Origin of the sequence: Arthrobacter sp. OAP107 (assembly GCF_040546765.1) — a bacterium.
GTDB lineage: Bacteria > Actinomycetota > Actinomycetes > Actinomycetales > Micrococcaceae > Arthrobacter.
Window position 1 is genome coordinate 5,132,086 of sequence record NZ_JBEPOK010000001.1, and the last position, 18,073, is coordinate 5,150,158.

11 protein-coding genes and 2 pseudogenes are annotated in these 18,073 nt (G+C 62.3%); 8 read left to right on the plus strand and 5 right to left on the minus strand.

The genetic code is table 11. From position 1 onward, the window contains the following. Positions 1 to 318: 318 nt before the first annotated feature. The 5 genes and pseudogenes from ABIE00_RS23560 to dnaA all read right to left on the minus strand — a co-directional run bounded on the left by ABIE00_RS23560 (position 319) and on the right by dnaA (position 6,100). The gene (locus ABIE00_RS23560) at positions 319 to 876 is read right to left on the minus strand and encodes a DciA family protein (RefSeq protein WP_354263028.1); all 558 of its coding nucleotides are present in this window, start codon (positions 874 to 876) and stop codon (positions 319 to 321) included. Further along, positions 863 to 2,066 (minus strand): annotated as a pseudogene (recF, locus tag ABIE00_RS23565) (DNA replication/repair protein RecF). The gene ABIE00_RS23560 and the pseudogene recF overlap by 14 nt, the downstream one beginning before the upstream one ends. Beyond that, positions 2,066 to 3,001, minus strand: a pseudogene (gene gnd / locus ABIE00_RS23570) (phosphogluconate dehydrogenase (NAD(+)-dependent, decarboxylating)); the annotation flags it as partial. The pseudogenes gnd and recF, both read right to left, overlap by 1 nt. Positions 3,002 to 3,018: 17 nt before the next feature. After that, a complete protein-coding gene (gene dnaN, locus ABIE00_RS23575; RefSeq protein ID WP_331575237.1) occupies positions 3,019 to 4,143 on the minus strand; it encodes a DNA polymerase III subunit beta in 1,125 nt (374 codons plus the stop codon). Positions 4,144 to 4,678: 535 nt separating this feature from the next. After that, a complete protein-coding gene (gene dnaA, locus ABIE00_RS23580) occupies positions 4,679 to 6,100 on the minus strand; it encodes a chromosomal replication initiator protein DnaA (RefSeq protein ID WP_354263029.1) in 1,422 nt (473 codons plus the stop codon). Positions 6,101 to 6,573: 473 nt separating this feature from the next. Here dnaA and rpmH point away from each other — a divergent pair, with 473 nt between their 5' ends. From rpmH to ABIE00_RS23620, 8 genes are all read left to right on the plus strand, one after another. Further along, positions 6,574 to 6,711: a 50S ribosomal protein L34 gene (gene rpmH, locus ABIE00_RS23585; RefSeq protein ID WP_003800212.1), complete on the plus strand. Its 138-nt coding sequence runs from the start codon at positions 6,574 to 6,576 to the stop codon at positions 6,709 to 6,711. 40 nt (positions 6,712 to 6,751) lie between these two features. Beyond that, complete coding sequence (rnpA, locus tag ABIE00_RS23590; protein ID WP_354263030.1) at positions 6,752 to 7,177, plus strand: ribonuclease P protein component; 426 nt, start codon at positions 6,752 to 6,754, stop codon at positions 7,175 to 7,177. After that, on the plus strand, positions 7,170 to 7,565 hold the full coding sequence (gene yidD / locus ABIE00_RS23595; RefSeq protein ID WP_354263031.1) for a membrane protein insertion efficiency factor YidD: 396 nt from the start codon (positions 7,170 to 7,172) through the stop codon (positions 7,563 to 7,565). Before rnpA ends, yidD begins: the two co-directional genes overlap by 8 nt. Positions 7,566 to 7,581: 16 nt before the next feature. Next, entirely contained in the window at positions 7,582 to 8,562 is a 981-nt protein-coding gene (gene yidC, locus ABIE00_RS23600; RefSeq protein WP_331575240.1) for a membrane protein insertase YidC, read from the plus strand. Beyond that, entirely contained in the window at positions 8,562 to 9,125 is a 564-nt protein-coding gene (locus ABIE00_RS23605; RefSeq protein ID WP_354263033.1) for a Jag family protein, read from the plus strand. Before yidC ends, ABIE00_RS23605 begins: the two co-directional genes overlap by 1 nt. Positions 9,126 to 9,144: 19 nt before the next feature. Beyond that, complete coding sequence (gene rsmG, locus ABIE00_RS23610) at positions 9,145 to 9,795, plus strand: 16S rRNA (guanine(527)-N(7))-methyltransferase RsmG (protein WP_354263499.1); 651 nt, start codon at positions 9,145 to 9,147, stop codon at positions 9,793 to 9,795. 85 nt (positions 9,796 to 9,880) lie between these two features. Further along, positions 9,881 to 10,933, plus strand: a complete 1,053-nt coding sequence (locus ABIE00_RS23615; protein WP_354263035.1) for a ParA family protein — start codon at positions 9,881 to 9,883, stop codon at positions 10,931 to 10,933. A 67-nt stretch (positions 10,934 to 11,000) separates the two neighbouring features. Continuing rightward, entirely contained in the window at positions 11,001 to 12,248 is a 1,248-nt protein-coding gene (locus ABIE00_RS23620) for a ParB/RepB/Spo0J family partition protein (RefSeq protein ID WP_354263036.1), read from the plus strand. Positions 12,249 to 18,073 lie beyond the last annotated feature (5,825 nt).

The following is an 18,073-nucleotide window of genomic DNA, read 5'->3' on the forward strand; positions in this document are numbered from 1 at the left end:
CCGTCCGCCGAGAAAAGGGCGTCCACCAAAAGGCACGTCACTGCCAGCGCCAGCGGATCGGTTGACCTGCGGGACCGCTCCCGCGCGGAAAAAAGCCCGGGAAAACGGACTCAGTCAACGTTTCACCGGCGCCCAGTTATCTAGAGGAATTCTATCGTGAAACATGGTTGATCCCCGCATTGGCGGGGCGCCGACGCGGGCGAATGTGCCTCTCGCTGGCCATTGGCCCCGCCTGCAAGGCTCCAACAGTCCCCGTTTTGGACTCCTATACGCCCGACGGCCGTTTGAGCGCCCTGCACGCCGTTTGGCCTGTCGGCGCTATCCGTACGTGTCCCTGGGTCCGCGTCCATTAACGGTGCGTCCGCCCTTGCGCCAGTTCGGTGCCGCCGGCCCCAGCACCTGGATGCTGGTGACCACGCCATCGCCGAGTTCGGTGCGGAACCTTTCCAACAGGCTCATGCTGAGCAGCCGGAGCTGCGTCGCCCAGGCAGTCGAGTCGCACCGGACATGGAGGGTAGTGTCGGTGAAGCTTTCCGGGGTGCAGTGGGCGGCGATTTCCGGCCCCACGAGCGCCGGCCACTCGGCCATGACCGAGCCCACAGCCACCGGGGAGGTCCAGCCGCGCTCGGCGACCAGCCGGCCCACGACTTTTCCCAGCCCCAGGGGATCGCGGCCGGTGGAGTGGAACTGGCTGAAGCCCCGCGTACCCTGGGCGGCGGTACGCGGTTTTTGGCTGGCACCCGCCCGCGGCGCTTTCCGGCGGACCTCGCCACGTGCGGCCGCTGCCTCACGCATCCTGTTCAGCGCCGCCTGGGCGGCATCGATTTCATCGGGATCGCGGCCAGGCTGCAGGCCGCCGTCCTTATCCCTGTTCATCGATTCCTCCCGGGATGACCTTCACCCGCCGGCCCGCAAGCTCGTCCGGAATATCGGCGTCGACGGCGGCGGTCACCAGCACCTGCTCGGCGCCGGCAACTATTGCGGCCAGTTTACGCCGCCGCTGGACATCGAGTTCGGCGAACACGTCGTCCAGGATGAGGATCGGCGCCGAGCCTCCGGTGCGGGCGTCGTCAAGCATGACGTAATAGGACGCCAGCCGGAGGGACAGGCACATGGACCAGGTTTCACCGTGCGAGGCGTACCCCTTGGCGGGGGCCTGCCCCAGCATGAGTTCCAGCTCGTCCCGGTGCGGACCCACCAGCGAGATGCCCCGTTCGAGTTCCTTGCGGCGGGACGCCGCGAAGGCCTGGATGTAGCGTTCGGCGAGGTCTTCCACGGACAGCTGGCGAAGATCCTCGGTCTGGCTACCCGGCCCGGTCGGTGCCGTCGAAGCGTCGGCCGGCTCGCCGTCGTCGTCCATCATGTTCTGCAAAGTTGAGCGGTAAACCGCATCCGCGGCCTTGGAGCCATCAGTGAGCTGAGCGTAGGCACTGTTGAGGTGTGGCCGCAGGCGCTCAACGAGTTCCAGCCTGGCGTGGAGCAGCTCCGCTCCGGCTCGCGCCATGTCGCTGGTCCCAGACATCGAGGGTGGCTTCATGGCCGGGGGTGAACTTTCCGGCCCGTGCCGACTTCAGCAGTGCGTTGCGCTGTTTGAGCACGCGGTCATAGTCGCTGCGGGTGGCGGCATGCCGGGGAATGAGGCTTACGAGAAGCTCGTCCAGGAAGCGGCGGCGGTTCGACGGATCACCCTTCACGAGCGCCAGGTCCTCCGGAGCGAACAGGACCGTCTGGCAGATGCCCAGCAGGTCGCGCGCACGGACCGGGTTGCTGCGGTTGATGCGTCCCCGGTTGGCCCGGCCGCCGTTGATTTCCAGCTCCAGGATGGTGGATTGTTCGCCCCGGACCAGCTTTGCCCGGATCAGGGCGCGGTCGGTTCCGAACCGGAGAAGCGGACCATCGGCACTGACCCGGTGTGAACTGAGGGTGGCCAGGTAGCCGATGGCTTCCATCAGGTTGGTCTTGCCGATGCCGTTAGAGCCGACCAGGACAGTGACGCCCGGGTCAAACCGGAGATCCACCTGGGCGTAGCTGCGGAAATCGGTCAGGGAGAGGTGTTCTAGATACACTACTTGGCTGGGCGGGTGGCATGCCCGCCGAACTGGTGGCGCAGCGCGGACACCATCTTCATGGCCGGCGAGTTGTCCTCGCGGGAGGCGAAGCGGGCAAACAGAGCAGCGGTGATCGCGGGGGCCGGCACCGCATTGGCGATGGCTTCCTCCACGGTCCAGCGGCCTTCACCGGAGTCTTCGACGTAGTCGTCGATGGACGCCAGTCCGGGATCCTCGTCCAGGGCCTTAACCATGAGGTCCAGCAGCCAGGACCGGACAACGGTTCCCTTTTGCCAGGCGCGGAAAGTGCCGGGCAGGTCGGTGACGATTTCCTTGGCGACAAGGAGCTCGTAGCCTTCGGCGTAGGCCTGCATCAGGCCGTACTCGATGCCGTTGTGCACCATCTTGGCGTAGTGTCCCGCGCCGACGCCGCCCACATGGACGAAGCTGTCCGCGCGGTCGCCTTCCGGACGGAGCGCGTCGAAAACCGGAAGGGCGCGTTCGATGTCCTCGGCGTCGCCGCCAGCCATGAGCCCGTAGCCGTTCTGCAGGCCCCAGACTCCGCCGGAGACACCACAGTCAGCAAAGCGGATGCCCTTTTCGGCCAGCGCGGCACCATGCTTCTGGTCCTCCGTGAAGCGGGAGTTGCCGCCGTCGATCACCATGTCGCCGGGCTGCAGTTTGGCCCCGAGCTCGGTGATAACGGCGTCGGTGATTTCACCGGCCGGGACCATGACCCAGATGAGGCGCGGCGCCGGAAGCGCAGCGATGAGCTCGTCCGTCGAGGCGACATCAGTGACTTCGGGGTTCCGGTCGAAGCCGGTGACCTCGACCCCGCCCTTGCGCAGCCGTTCGCGCATGTTGAAGCCCATTTTTCCAAGGCCGATCAGTCCGATATGCACCGTGTGAACTCTTTTCTGCGCGGATGGTTTGGGATGGCGCTCCACCCAACTACCTGGTTGAGTGTGGCTTAGTTGGGCAGTCGCACCGGCATCACGAGGTAGCGGTAGTCGTCCTGGTCTTCGCCGTCGACGTCGTTCTGCGCGGTAATCATGGCGGGCTTGGGTGCCGTGGTGAAGGAGAAGCGCACGAACTTGGTTTCAATCACGCTGAGGCCTTCAACCAGGTAATGCGGGTTGAAGGCAACGGTGATGTCATCGCCGGACAGCTGGGCCTCGAGCTCTTCGGAGGCCTGGGCGTCCTCGCCGGTGCCAGCGTCAAGGTGCAGCTGGCCCTGGGTGAACGCGAGCCGGACCGGGGTGTTGCGTTCCGCCACGAGCGAGACACGGCGGACCGCCTCTACCAGCTCCTGGGTCTGCACGGTGGCGTGGATCGGCGTCGAATCCGGGAACAGCGAGCGGATCTTGGGGTAATCGCCGTCGACCAGGAGCGACGTGGTGGTGCGTCCGCCACTTTCGAAGCCGATCAGCCGGCTGTCGTCGTCGGCGATGGCGAGGTTGATGTCACCGCTGCCGCCCAGAGTCTTGGCAACCTCGTTGAGCGTCTTGGCTTTGACGAGGGCACTGGTGGAGATGCCCGGAGTGACGGGCTTCCAAGGAACTTCCCGCATGGCGAGCCGGTAACGGTCCGTCGCCAGGAGGGTGATGAGATCGTCCTCGATCTCCATCCGCACGCCGGTGAGGATGGGAAGCGTGTCGTCCTTGCTCGCGGCAATGATCACCTGGGATACGGCCTGGGCGAACGCGTCGCCGGCAACAGTTCCGGTGATGGTGGGCAACGCGGGCAGCGGCGGGTATTCGGCCTCGGGCATGGTGGCCAGGTGGAAGCTGCTTCGGCGGCAGGTGAGAGTCACCTTGTTGCCGTCGGTCTCGATGTCCACCGGCGCCGAGGGCAGGCTGCGGCAGATGTCAGCCAGAAGCCGCCCCGAAACCAGGATGGTGCCTTCGTCCCTGATGTCGGCAGGAATTTCAAGCCGCGCAGAGGTCTCGTAATCGAAGCTGGACAGGCTGACGGTCCCGGATTCGGCCTTGAGAAGGAGGCCGGAAAGCACGGGTACGGGCGGCCGCGGAGACAACGACCGGGCTGTCCATGTGACGGCTTCTGCCAGGACGTCCCGTTCGACTCTGAACTTCACGGAAGGGTGCCGCCTTTCATTGCTGCTGCCATTTTTGAACGGGAACTCGCTAGGAGCCCACAGGACCGTTGCCCCCAAGTCCCTGAACCTGCATGGTCCACGCATGGCCGACCGCAAACAGACCCAGGGATGGGAGCGCTGCAGACAGCTTAGCCGGAACTACAGGCATTCCCCATCCCCGCTCTTGATGCCGGCTCAGCCGGCCGCCTGTGGCCGGGCCATCGGCCGGTGCGGTGGAGGTCCGGGAACGAGGTTGTTGTTTGAGGGAATTCAATTTTTTGGGATTAGTAGTGTTAATAACTGCTGTGGAAACTGTGGATAACCCGGTTTCCCGGCGCGGATCCGCGGTTAAGCCCTGTTCATGGACTGTGGGTTCGGCAGGTTTTAAACAGGGTGTGGATGGGGACAAGATTTTTGGCCTGGTTCGGTGATCCACAGACGCCTTAAGGGTTTTAAGCCCATTAACCGCGGTTGTCCCCTTAACTGTCCACAGGCTTATCCACATGCACCTGTTAATAAGGTTAAGTACCTTGGATCAGGAGTCGCGCTGCTGCTGCTTGATCCGGTTGGTGAGCTCCGTAACCTGGTTGTAAATCACACGGCGCTCGGCCATGAGTTCACGGATCTTGCGGTCGGCGTGGATCACGGTGGTGTGGTCGCGGCCGCCGAGCTCCTGGCCGATCTTGGGAAGGGACATGTCGGTCAGCTCGCGGCACAGGTACATGGCGATCTGCCGTGCGGTCACCAGCGTCCGGGTCCGGGACTTGCTGCAGAGCTCCTCCATGCTGAGCTTGAAGTAGTCCGCCGTCTGCTGCAGGATCTGGCTCGAGGTGATTTCCTGGGCGCCGTCGTCGGTGATGAGGTCCTTGAGCACCATCTCCGCGAGGGCCACGTCCACCGGCTGGCGGTTGAGGCTGGCGAAAGCCGTGACGCGGATGAGGGCGCCTTCGAGTTCGCGGATGTTGCTGGCGATCTTCGAGGCGATGTACTCCAGCGCGTCGTCCGGGGCGGAGAGGCCTTCGCTCAGGGCCTTCTTCCGGAGGATGGCGATACGGGTTTCGAGTTCGGGCGGCTGGATGTCTGTGAGCAGGCCCCACTCGAAGCGGGATTTCATCCGGTCCTCGAACCCTGCGAGCAGCTTGGGCGGCTGGTCCGAGGTGATGACCACCTGCTTGTTGTTGTTGTGCAGCGAGTTGAACGTGTGGAAGAACTCCTCCAGCGTCCGGTCCTTGCCGGCAAGAAACTGGATGTCATCGATCAGCAGGACGTCGACGTTGCGGTAGGTGGTCTTGAAGCTGGCGCCTTCATCGTCACGGATCGAGTTGATGAAGTCGTTGGTGAATTCCTCGGAGTTGACGTACCGGACGCGGATGCCGCTGTAGAGGCGCCGGGCGTAATGGCCGATGGCGTGCAGCAGGTGCGTCTTTCCCAGACCTGAGTCGCCGTAGATGAACAGCGGGTTGTAGGCCTTGGCGGGGGCTTCGGCTACAGCGACGGCTGCGGCATGGGCAAACCGGTTGGAGGATCCGATCACGAAGGTGTCGAAAACGTACTTCGGATTGAGCCGTCCGAATTCGTGTGAAGTGCTCGGCAGCATGGGCTGCGGCTTCTGCTCGATGGAGGGATCGTTTGCGAGGGAAAGCTCGACGGCGGGTTCCGGCTCTTGGTGGATGGGCACCAGATCAGTGTCGACGTCGATTGCGCAGCGGATGTCGTCCGAGAAGACGTTGCGGAGAGCGTCGTCGAGAGCGTCCTTGACCTGGGTCTGGAGCACTTCGCGGGTCAGTTCGTTGGGCACTGCGACGAGGAGGGTGGAACCGATGAGGCCCTGGGCCTGCGCGAGGATGACAAAGCCGCGTTGCCGAGGCGAGACGCGGTCGTCCTGTTCGAGAAGATTCACCACGCGCCGCCAGGAACTTCCGACAGTGTTGGCGTGGTTGGCTTCGTCTACTGTCATCAAATTTGGTTCCTCAAAGCTTGCTGCCTGCATTACATGCAGCCGCAAGCCCGGAACCAGGGTGCTGGCCCGGCTTAATCCACAGGGTTATGCACAGTCCGTGGATAATCGGCTACTGGGACACTCTAGGGGATGCAAAGCCTAGAAGATAGCTGGGAAGTGCCTTGTGGATAATTACACCGTTGTGGTTCGAAAACGGCGGTTGTGAGCTGCTTCATCCACAGGTTTGGTGGCCCGTTAGCCACAGCTGGGGAAACACGCCGGACGGCCTGCTGGTTTGACTCCCGGCGGCGTTTTGCCCTAACGTTGTGGAGTCCTTTGTGCCTGCTTTCTGACCCGATTTTGGACTTCCGGACACTTCGCGTGTTCGGAAAAAACCTGGGTGAGGCAGACACATACAAAACTTAGCGTCGGCCAGTTCTTCCCCTTTACTGATCGGGTGGGCGCACCTTTGATCCACTGGAGTAACTAACGTGAGCAAGCGGACTTTTCAGCCGAATAACCGCCGTCGGGCCAAGAAGCACGGCTTCCGCCTTCGTATGCGCACCCGTGCCGGCCGCGCCATCCTGGCCGCCCGCCGCGGCAAGGGCCGCACCGAACTGTCGGCCTAAATACTGACTTGTCGGTCTTCTTCCTTCTGCGAGATTAGCGGTGCTTGCCACCCGTAACCGCCTGAGGACTGCAACCGATTTTTCAACAACTGTACGTTCCGGCGTCCGCAATGGACGCCGGAACGTAGTGTTATATACGGCAACTATCGGAGCCGACGAGCCCAGCCGCATCGGGTTCATCGTTTCCAAAGCTGTCGGGAACGCTGTCGCCAGGAACCTCGTTAAGAGGAGACTAAGAGAAGCCGGCGCTGTCTCGCTGCACGAGTACGGCACCGGATTCGCTATTGTGGTGCGTGCTTTGCCCGCCTCCGCAACAGCCAGCTGGGATGAACTCCTGGCGGATTACAACGCCGCCCTGGAAAACACCATGAGGCGGCTGGCTGGCCGCCTTCCGGCGGTGACCGGAAAACGGCCAGCTGGAACGCCACCGGACGCAACACCACAGGAAGGGACACAGCGTGCTTGACCCTACTGCCGCCGTCGTCCGTTCCCCCAAGTCCGCAGCAGCGGCCACGGGCAGCTTTATCTGGAACCTGCCCCGCAATATCCTCATTCTTCTGCTTCTGGCCTACCGCAAGGTGGTTTCGCCCTTGTACGGCCAGGTTTGCCGATTTTTTCCCTCCTGCTCGGCCTATGCGCTTGAAGCGGTCACCGTGCACGGTGCTGTCAAGGGCAGCTGGCTCGCGGCCCGGCGCCTGGCACGCTGCCACCCGTGGAACGCCGGTGGCGTGGACCATGTCCCCGCCGGCCACCGGGAATGGCCTGAAAACCGGACCCCCAGAATTGTTGTGCTGAATAACCCGGACAAGTACCTGGCTGCTCAGACTGATGAAGAAGGCCGCGCTGCGGCCTGACGAATAGGGAAATCGTATGGACTTCTTTGGAACAATCATGGCCCCGTTCAAATGGCTGGTCTCGGTCATTATGGTCGGCTTCCATGACGGATTGAGCTTCATCGGCCTGCCGGCCGCGAACGGCTGGACCTGGACGCTGTCCATCATCGGGCTGGTGCTGGTGATCCGTGCCGCCCTGATTCCTGTGTTCGTCAAGCAGATCAAGGCCCAGCGCGGGATGCAACTGCTGCAGCCCGACCTGAAGAAGATGCAGGACAAGTACAAGGGCAAGACCGATCAGCTTTCCCGTCAGGCCATGGCGCAGGAGCAGATGGCCCTGTACAAGAAGCACGGCACCAACCCGTTCTCTGCCTGCCTCCCGATGCTCATCCAGATGCCGTTCTTCTTTGCCCTGTTCCAGGTGCTCTCCGGCATCAGCTCCGCCAAGGCGGGCGGCCAGGGTATCGGCGCCATGAGTGTTGAGCAGGTCAGGCAGTTCGACGAGTCCAGCATCTTCGGTGCACCGCTCTCCGCGACACTCCTTCACGGCACGCCCGAGGGTGGCAACGTAGTCGCGGTGTGGATCCTCTCCATCGTGATGATCCTGGCCATGACGGCCTCGCAGTTCATCACGCAGAAGCAGATCATGGCCAAGAACATGTCGGAAGAGGCCATGGCCAGCCCGTTCATGCGCCAGCAGAAGATGATGCTGTACATCCTGCCCATCGTCTTCGGTGTGGGCGGCATCAACTTCCCTATCGGTGTCCTGATCTACTGGACCACCACCAACCTGTGGACCATGGGCCAGCAGTTCTTTGTCATCCGCCGCATGCCGACGCCGGGGTCCCCCGCCGCCAAGGCCCTCGCCGAGCGCCGTGCCGCCAAGGGCCTTCCGGCCCTCCCCCTCCTGGGCGGCAAGAAGGTCGACGCCGAAGCGGAAGCAGCTGCCGCCGCTGCGGTTGCGCAGGCCCGGACGCAGCGCACCCAGCCACAACGTAAGAACAGGAAGAAGAAGTAATGTCTGTTGAGAGCTCTGAGCACGCACTTTCCGCTGAAACCAGCGAAGACCAGGACTCCGTTGCCGGCACCGTAAACGCGGGCAAGGGCACGTCGGCAAGCCGCCTGGAAGAAGAGGGCGACGTCGCCGCCGATTACCTTGAGGAACTGCTCGACATTGCCGACATCGACGGCGACATTGACATTGAGGTCCGCAACGGACGCACCTACATCTCGATCGTGACCGAGGAAGAGTCCGCCGGGCTCGAGAGCCTCGTGGGCCGCGACGGCGAGGTGCTGGAAGCCCTTCAGGAGCTGACCCGCCTCTCGGTTCTTTCGGCGACGGAGAACCGCTCACGCCTGGTGCTGGACATCAACGGCTACCGCAAGGAACGCGCGGGGCACCTGCAGAAGATCGCAGAGGACGCGGTCGCCAGCGTCAAGGAAACCGGTGAGGCCGTTGCACTGGAGCCCATGAGCGCATACGAACGGAAGATCGTCCACGACGCCGTTGCTGACCTTGGATTCGTCAGCGAGTCCGAGGGCGAGGGTGCAGGCCGGCACATCGTCGTTTCCGCCGACTGAACCGTTGGCTGACGTACTGATGGTTGAAATGACGGCTGCCGAGCGTCAGGCGGCGGAGAAGATCTTCGGCAACCGCCTGGGCCTGGCTGAACGGTATGTCGAACACCTGGCGACCTCCGGGACCGAGCGTGGGCTCATTGGTCCCCGGGAGATCCCACGGCTCTGGGGACGGCATGTCCTGAACTGCGCGGTGATCGAAAGTGAGATTCCCCAGGGAAGCCACGTGGCCGACGTCGGAAGCGGCGCCGGCCTGCCGGGCCTTTGCCTGGCAATTGCCCGTCCTGACCTGGAACTGACCCTCATCGAACCGCTGGAGCGCCGGGTGATCTGGCTGCAGGAAGTGGTTGACGATCTTGGGTTGAGTAACGTCACCGTCATGCGCACGCGTGCCGAACTGGCTGTTGGAATGGTGACGGCCGACGTCGTGACCGCCCGGGCTGTGTCCGCGCTGAGCAACCTTGCGGGCCTGACCATTCCGCTGCTCGGCGGCGAAGGTGAAGTCGTGGCCATCAAGGGCCGCAGCGCTGCCGAGGAAATCGAGAAGGCGGCCAAGGCCATCCGCAAGCTGGGCGGTGTGGAGACATCCGTTGTCACAGTAGGACAAAACCTGCTCGAGGAGCCCACCACCGTGGTGCGGATCGTAGTTAAGAAGACCCAAAAGAGCGCCTAGCCCCGCACGGTGCCGCGGGTCCATAGGGTGAAGCGGTTAGGCTAGAGAACGGCAGTGAAAGCCGAACGAGAGTGAGTGTGTCCCAGTGACCAGTAGCGAAACCTCCACGCAACGGATTCCCCCGTTCGTGTCCCTGGGGTCGGCGCGTGCCTTTGGCGTATCACCGGTCGCTACCACGGCAAATCAATTTAATCCGGTTGCAGGCACCGGGGCCGCCAAGGTTTCACGTGAAACCGCTGCCCGCGGCAACGTCCTGGACACCCTGGATGACTCGAGCCCCATCGCCCGGGAGCTCGCCCACGAGAACCGACGGCGTGAGCGGCTCCTTGGCCGTAACCTGCCGAAGCCGGAGAAGACACGAATCTTCACGGTTTCAAACCAAAAAGGCGGTGTCGGTAAAACCACCACCACTGTCAACATCGCTGCGGCCCTGGCGGCGGCCGGCCTGAACGTCCTGGTCATCGACATCGACCCGCAGGGCAATGCATCCACGGCGCTGGGCATTGAGCACCATGCCGACGTCGACAGCATCTATGACGTGCTGATCAACGATGTGGCGCTTGCGGACGTCGTGGCCCAGTGCCCGGATATCAGCAACCTCATCTGCGCCCCGGCCACCATCCACCTGGCCGGTGCCGAGATCGAACTGGTTTCGTTGGTGGCCCGGGAACAGCGCCTCCGCCGCGCCATCGACGTCTATGCCAAAGCCCGGCAGAAGAAGGGCGAGCAGCGGCTGGACTATATCTTCATCGACTGCCCGCCGAGCCTTGGCCTTCTGACGGTCAACGCCTTCTGCGCGGCCAGCGAGGTACTCATCCCCATCCAGTGCGAGTACTACGCGCTCGAGGGACTGAGCCAGCTGCTGAAGAACATCGAGATGATCCAGAAGCACCTGAACGCGGATCTGGAAGTGTCCACCATCCTGCTGACCATGTACGACGGACGGACCAACCTGGCCGCCCAGGTCGCCGCTGAAGTCCGGCAGCACTTCCCGGACCAGGTCCTTGACGCCGTCGTTCCCCGCTCTGTGCGGATCTCCGAGGCACCGAGTTACCAACAGACTGTGATGACCTACGATCCATCCTCCAGCGGCGCGTTGTCCTACCTGGAAGCCGCAGCGGAAATCGCTGAGCGTTAGAATTTTCCAAACACAGCAACAGCCGGAGCCCGGCATAGCCGGGCTCTTCCGATGGAGGGAATCATCCATGAGCGATAAGCGACGCGGGCTCGGTCGCGGTCTTGGCGCACTCATTCCAAGTTCCGCTTCCGCAGGCGCTTCGGGTAACGGAGCAGCTCCGTCGCGCCCTGTGGATCTCTTCTTCCCTGAGGCGCGGAAGACGGCTGAACCTGTTCCCGCCGTAGAGACCGACATGTCTGTCCTCAATGATGCTCCGGCACGCCAGTCCGGCCGAAAGGCCGAGGCTTCGGCCCCGGCCGAAGCAGATGCCAACGACGCTTCTGATGCGGAGTCCTCCACAGCGAAGTCCACGGCGAAGACTGCCGCCAAGGATGCTGGTACAGGCACGTCCAACGACGCCGCCCGGTCTGCCGGTCCCGATGCACAGAAGACTGCCGGCAGCGCACGTAAGGCTGACTCCGCCGCTGCCCCGGACAACGACGTCGAGCTCGTCGAAGTGCCCGGCGTCCGTTTTGCCGAAATCCCGGTCGCGGACATCCACCCCAACCGCAAACAGCCCCGTACCGTCTTCGATGAGGACGACATGGCGGAGCTTGTTCACTCCGTTCGGGAAATAGGCGTCCTCCAGCCAATTGTGGTGCGGACTTCAACCGAAACGGGTGGAGAACCGTACGAGCTGGTGATGGGTGAACGCCGCTGGCGTGCAGTTCAGGCCGCCGGACTCTCCACGATCCCGGCGATTGTGCGTGACACGACGGATGACGACCTCCTCCGTGACGCTCTTCTGGAGAACCTGCACCGCAGCCAGCTCAATCCGCTCGAAGAGGCAGCCGCGTACCAGCAGCTGCTGGAAGACTTCGGCACAACGCACGAGCAGCTGGCTGACCGTATCGGACGCTCGCGCCCTCAGGTGTCCAACACCCTGCGGCTGTTGAAACTCCCCCCGCTGGTGCAGCGTCGTGTCGCCGCCAATGTGCTCTCGGCGGGCCACGCCCGGGCTCTCCTCTCCCTTCCCGATGCAGCGTCCATGGAGCGCTTGGCGCAGAAGATTGTTGCGGAGGGCATGTCTGTCCGTGCCACTGAGGAAGCGGTCACGCTGCACCGTGAACCGGCAACGCCGGCTAAGAACAACATTCCCCGCCCGGGGGCCCGCCACGAGCGGCTGGATTACCTGGCCTCCTCGCTGTCGGACAGACTCGATACCAACGTGAAGATCTCGCTCGGCGCGCGCAAGGGCCGCGTGAGCATTGAGTTCGCGAGCGTTGAAGACCTCAACCGCATCATGGACGTCCTTGCACCGGGGAGCGACAACTAAGGAATCCGTTGAAGATCAGGGCCCGTTCAGGTGAACGGGCCCTTTTCTGTTTGCCGTTTGCGGTCCGCCTCGATCCCACTGCCAGCTGTCAACGTTGGCTGGTCTCCGGGTCCCTGGTTTTTTTGCTGGTCCGTTTCACGTAGATCGTGCACGTGGTCGCGGAGTGAACCTGGGCAAATTGCATCGTGAGGAAGCTTGAGGCCCGGTGCCTTGGAGCGTATATGGTTCGCTGCGGAACTGTGTACTTGTCGTGTCCCGCGCCGCTGCCGATAGCAGCGTTACCCTCATGATTTGCCAGCGGACGAGGGAGCGTCCGAAGAGTACGGACTATGCGCTTCTGGTCGGAGGACGGGAGTCTGTGGACGTCCGAAGTCGGCACTGAGGCACCTCCAGAGGGCCACTACAGACGTCTGCGCAGCCTCACGGTAGGTTCTGTCTTGGCGGGTGGTCTGGTGGGAACTGCGTGCCTACGTACGAGGACCTGTCGGGCCCTGGCGTTTGTCTGCTCTCATGGATGCATTCGGCCTTCCAATGGGCCGTAGGCGGTAGTGGTTGCCTCTTGTGATGTCCTACTTTGCTGGCGGTCTACACTTCAGGAATGGCCGGACGCGCGTGGTGGCGTACCGGCGCGCTTTTGCGGGATCACGTGGAGGTATTGCCATCACGGTAGCCACGATTCCTGCGCTGATCGCTGGGACGCACATATATTGGTCCTTAGGCTGCGCAGCGCCCGCCCACCCGGCGGGGGCCCGCATCATCGCGCTCCGCGCTGGCCTGAGTTGTGATGCAGCGTGCTGCAGAGTTTGCCGGTGTCGTGCGGGCAACGTTTCACGTGAAACCCTGAGGAGATCGAAGCAAGTGCAGGTGAGGCGCAGATCCTTTTGTGCGGCTTTGTGTTTGTCCGCGCCGCTGTTCTCGTTCCCTTCCCCTTATCGAAGGGAACATGGCCGAGGCGTGTCGCGATAAGCAAAGCTGCCTACTTTTACCTGGCCAGGTCTCCCCTCTCGTCTGAGAATGGTCGGCCAATTTCGGTTCGATCTTGACGGGCTCGTGCTCGCCCACGTGCAGCCCGCCTAGCCCATCTGCCGAGAATCGGGGACGGTTCTCCATCCACTGCCGACTCCGCTACCCCCGACTGACGTATTGCGCTTCCCAGGAGCTGAGAACCAGATAGGTGGGAATCACCGGAACCGACGTGACGATACACCCTGCACAGTGAAACTTGCCGCAGACCGTACGACCGCTTCCGTGGCATTGCGCCGCCGGGCGCATTGGTTTCACGTGAAACAGGAGACGCGAGGCGGAAGGTCTCACCCCAATGCCTGGACTGGCAACAAAGTTTCTCCCTCGGGCTAGCGGCTTCCGCCGCAGAGATAGGCAAGAGAGGACTATATCCGAAGACACCAATTAGCGGCACCCTCGCGTGCCGGAAGAGATAGCCGTGGCTGCAAACATAACTGGAAGCGTGCGGGGGTGGCGATAATCCCCCCATGTGCAGACCAAGCGAAGAGACCCACTCGAAATTCCAAGAGAGTAATCAGATCCAGAATGGCAGGCCCAGCTGGTGCAGGCTGGACCACAACTGGGCTGAGGCGATGAAGGGTGGGGTTTCCCTGGCGCTTCGGCCGCGGCCACAGGCGCAGTGTATGGCCAACACCAACGCGCTGGTCGGTGACGGTGTCTATTGTCGGCCTGCCGGCTTCGTGCTGACCGCACTAGTGCCTTCTTCTGTGCCGAGGGTTCGCGGTGTGAGCGGTTCACCGGGTACCCGAAGGTTGCATCAAGACGAGCAATGGGGCACCGCAGAAGTGGATCGGCTGTAGATGTCCCTGATCGGGGATCGGGCTGGCCGCAGGTAGAGTTCCAGCAGGCCCCGCGCACCCTCACCGCGTATTTCCGCCCAGGGTCGGCGGAGGACAGTTTCACGTGAAACATGCGCATGCGCTCTCCTGGCATTGACCAGTCCCATGCCTGGACTTTCGAGGGACGCAGACACGGATGGTAGTTGCAGTCCGACAACGGGAGGGTTGAAATGGATCGGCGCGAACTGGCGGTATGTGGGCCCTTCAGTCCCACATAGTCACCACCGCTTTGGCCCTCATTTGCGCATACAGAGGAGGAAAGGTGAGGGGCCTAGGCCAGGAGCACTCCACGCCACCAGAGTTCTGATCATGTAGTTGGTGAAACGGCACGGGAATTTTCCTAGCCAGACGCAAGCGATGCGGCCTACTGCTTTGCATCCCGATCGCACCAAGGCGAGCGGAACTGCGGTTCGTCCGTATTGGGAACTTGGGTTCGTCTGTATTGGGAACTGCGGTTCGCCGTGATGAGAAGTCAGTCGGCGTCTGGTCGCTGAGTCCGCAGACCGTCTATGCCGCTGGCCATGTCGCTGGCGGCGGACGCCTAGCACTAACAGTCCCGACGGGCGACGGCGCGCCCGTGATGTGCCTGTGCACCTATAGCCAATTTCGCTGGTGATAACCCGGTGGATAAGCCTGTGGATAAACCTGTGGGTAAAGTTGGGGATATGACAGGGCCCACGGACTCGAGTGTCCTAGTCCGACGAGCCGGTGCCTTTCGAGCACCGCCATTCCGCGTCGAACTGCGCGGCCTGTTTCACGTGAAACGGCCATTGCCTTTGTCGTCCTGGCTGCGGTACGGGTGCCGGAAGCGGTTCGGGACATGGCTATCAATCGAAATTGGTGTTTTGCGAGCTGTCTAAACGCAGCGATCCCGGCGAACGCCACGACGGTCACCCTCTGACGTGCAGCTGCGCAAGCGGGCGGCACGAGTGCCCAGGAAGCCGGCGGCCGTGATTTTGCTCACGGACGCCGCAAGCTAATCCACAGGCCCTCTGATCCTGCTGTGGATAACGCTGTGGATTTGGCTGTGGATAAGACTGTGAATAATGTCATGGTGAGACTCGATACATCGGCAGGGCACGGGCCTCGAACTTGCCGATTGCCGGTCATTTTGCGGTCTGCCAGCGCGACTTACGTCAGTCTTCTGAGTCGCCTCGTGAACGTCCGCACGTCCGAAGCTCGGACCGTGGTACCCCCGTGTACGGCTGCGCGGCCTGCCGGATGTGCAACTAGCAGCGTATCGGGCTCTCTTCTGTCGCTAACGCAGAATGCGTGGTGGGTGGATGCGCGCTCCGCCGACGGCGGTCCTGCTTGAATACAGATCTTCAGTGACTCCCGCGTCCATGTCAAACAAGCTCTTTGCTGGGTGACTGTTCCACATGCCCGTAGGACCGGTGTAGGCCTGGTGTTGCGCCGAAGGCTGGACGTGGGCGGCATTGCCGCTTTTCTCTGGTTTGCGGATTGCGTTAACTTCCCGGCGTGATCGCGTGGTGGCTCTCAGTCTGCGGTCGACGGGCCCTACATTCCCGAGTCCACCGTCCCGTTGGTGCTGACCTCCTTTGACCAGCTCTTCTTTGACCAGCTCTTCTTTGACCAGCCAATTGCTCTGCTCGGATGCTCGCCCCGGGGTGGTGAATTCTGATGGCAGAGTGGCGCGTCCTCGGGACCGCAGGGGTTCTGTGCATGCTGGCAGGCACGCTACTTCTCGCCTGGCTCTAAGCGTGTCGAGCCCGATGCAGGCCATCCGCTTGCGTAGTGCCTTCTGCTGGCGGGGCGATGGTACGCGGGGCCCGTTGGCCAGCACACAGATGCCCTGGCCTAATGGGGCTCTTGGACTGCAGTAGTCCATGTTGCACTTGTCTCTGGCAGGCTAGTTCTAGGGAACGGGAGGGCTGCTCCGCGCTGGGGATTCTGCGCCACCGCCCGGCGGTTTGAGTTGTTCTTACGGTGCGTACGACTTAGCGCTTCGGCAAAGGAAGGAGCGACGTCTCAGGGTCGGCGGTCCGAGTGGGCAGCTTCAGGCGCTGCCCTCGCCGCGCTTGGGCCATCCAGGTAGATCCACTTACTCCCGGCAGGCTATAGACCTCTGCCGCTTCTTGGCCAAGCATTCCTGGGCGGCGGTCCGCCCGGGCCGTGCCCCACCCTTCGTCGGGCAGGGTACTGACTACTGGCACGAAGTGGTAGGGCTCCTCGATCTGTCGTGGCACGGTTTGTGAATTGCCCGCTTGGCCGGCCGGTTTCACGTGAAACGATGAGCGCTAGTCGAGTTGGATTGGTCCTTGGGTGTCGGTCTTCCGTTCGATTCACGACTTGATACTGGGTCACACCCACACATGTTCCGAGTTCTTGCTTCGTTGCCGCTGATTGAGGTTGTTCGGCTGGAGTGATGCAAGTGTCGTTTCCCGCCCTTCAAATCTGTCACTGAGTGAGACGGGCCGACAACAACTTCATTTGACGTGGACTTCGAAACCCGGCGGAGTGTAGATGCAGGAAATTGGCCGAGTGCCACTGAATTTTACTCTTGGGCGGATGGCACCAACTGCCAAAATTCCCGCCTACTGCAGATAGCGCCCACAACGCGGACCGGCCGATGTAAGGGGTCAATGTTTCACGTGAAACGACAGCAGTACGCCTCTCTATAGAAGTCGGGACTGCTCTTCGTTTCAAGTGAAACGGCGTCCGGTAGATGCCGATGGAAGGTGGTGTGGTTGGCCGTTGCCCCGTGGCTGCTGGTGTGTAGGCGTACTGATGTGGGGACCGGACCGCATCGGGCGCAGGCACGTTCAACAGGGAAAACTGCATTAGGAACTGTACCGGCCACCCGTCCAGGAGGACGAACGTTCGCGTGGGGAAGCAGCAGGCGGGTTTTCCGAGGACACCGGGGCCACTCGAGATCCCTAAGGCAACGTGGTCAGTTGCAAAGGTTTGCTGGGACCCCCTTCACCGCTCCCCTGTGAATGGAGCCGTGAATCTTGAAACTGATTCGTACAGGCCCTGATGTGGGCGACCGTGAAGGTTTCGATGACCGGAATGTGTCCTGTGTCGCGCACTCGCCCGCCGCTGGGCCGACTCGATGATTTGCCGAGCTTTCCGGACGCCACGTGTGCACAGCAGAAAGGGCTCACGTTAGCCGATGCCCAGGCATGCCAAAGCTGATGGACTGAATGTCGATGTGGCCCAAACCATGTGATTTTGCCCGAAATAGAGTCTGATCAATGGTCGGGCATCGCTCATCAGGACCGATTAGGTCTTGCGTCGGAAGATGGGGGCGCAAAGGTGCCGCTGCAAATATCCAGCTAGGTGGTCGCGCCTCAGCATCAATACTGTACAAGACTTGCTTGGTTTTCTGGCGAGTAGTTGCGGGATTGTGCATGAGCCCATACGCCCTGTGCGCTCTTATCTAGCAGATTCAGTTGAATTACCGGTAAGAAGGCCAGGCACCCCGCATGATGGAACAGTCATCTGCGCCTGTTTGGATTGCGCCGTAGGCCGCCGCAAGGGTTGCGCAAAGAGACGGTGGCCAGTTCAGCTCCGGTGCACGTCTCTCAGGTGAGGAAACTGCCGGCGTCGCCAAGTTCCGCGACGAAGGGGCGAATAACAATGTTTCACGTGAAACCCCATCGCGCGATGGTTCTACTCCGGTACGATCGGAACGTCCGAGGGCATCTATGGCCTCGATCCTGATCCGGCAGCAGCCGAACGCGCCGCGACATGGGGTGGACAGAATTGCATCGCATGGAAGGGCGTCGCTCCAAGCGACGGGCGGACAGCCAACCGGGCGAGCGGCGTTACAGTGGCCGTACGAGAACTCGGATGACCGGGCCATAGTCTCCCCCAACCGATTCGCGGCGCGCCAGACAACACTTGGAGCCGGCGAGAACGAACTGCTGCGGAAACTAATGAGCTCCAGGGTTTCTGGGGAAAGGAGGGGGGAAGTCGCACGCTAACCGCGGATCCTCAATC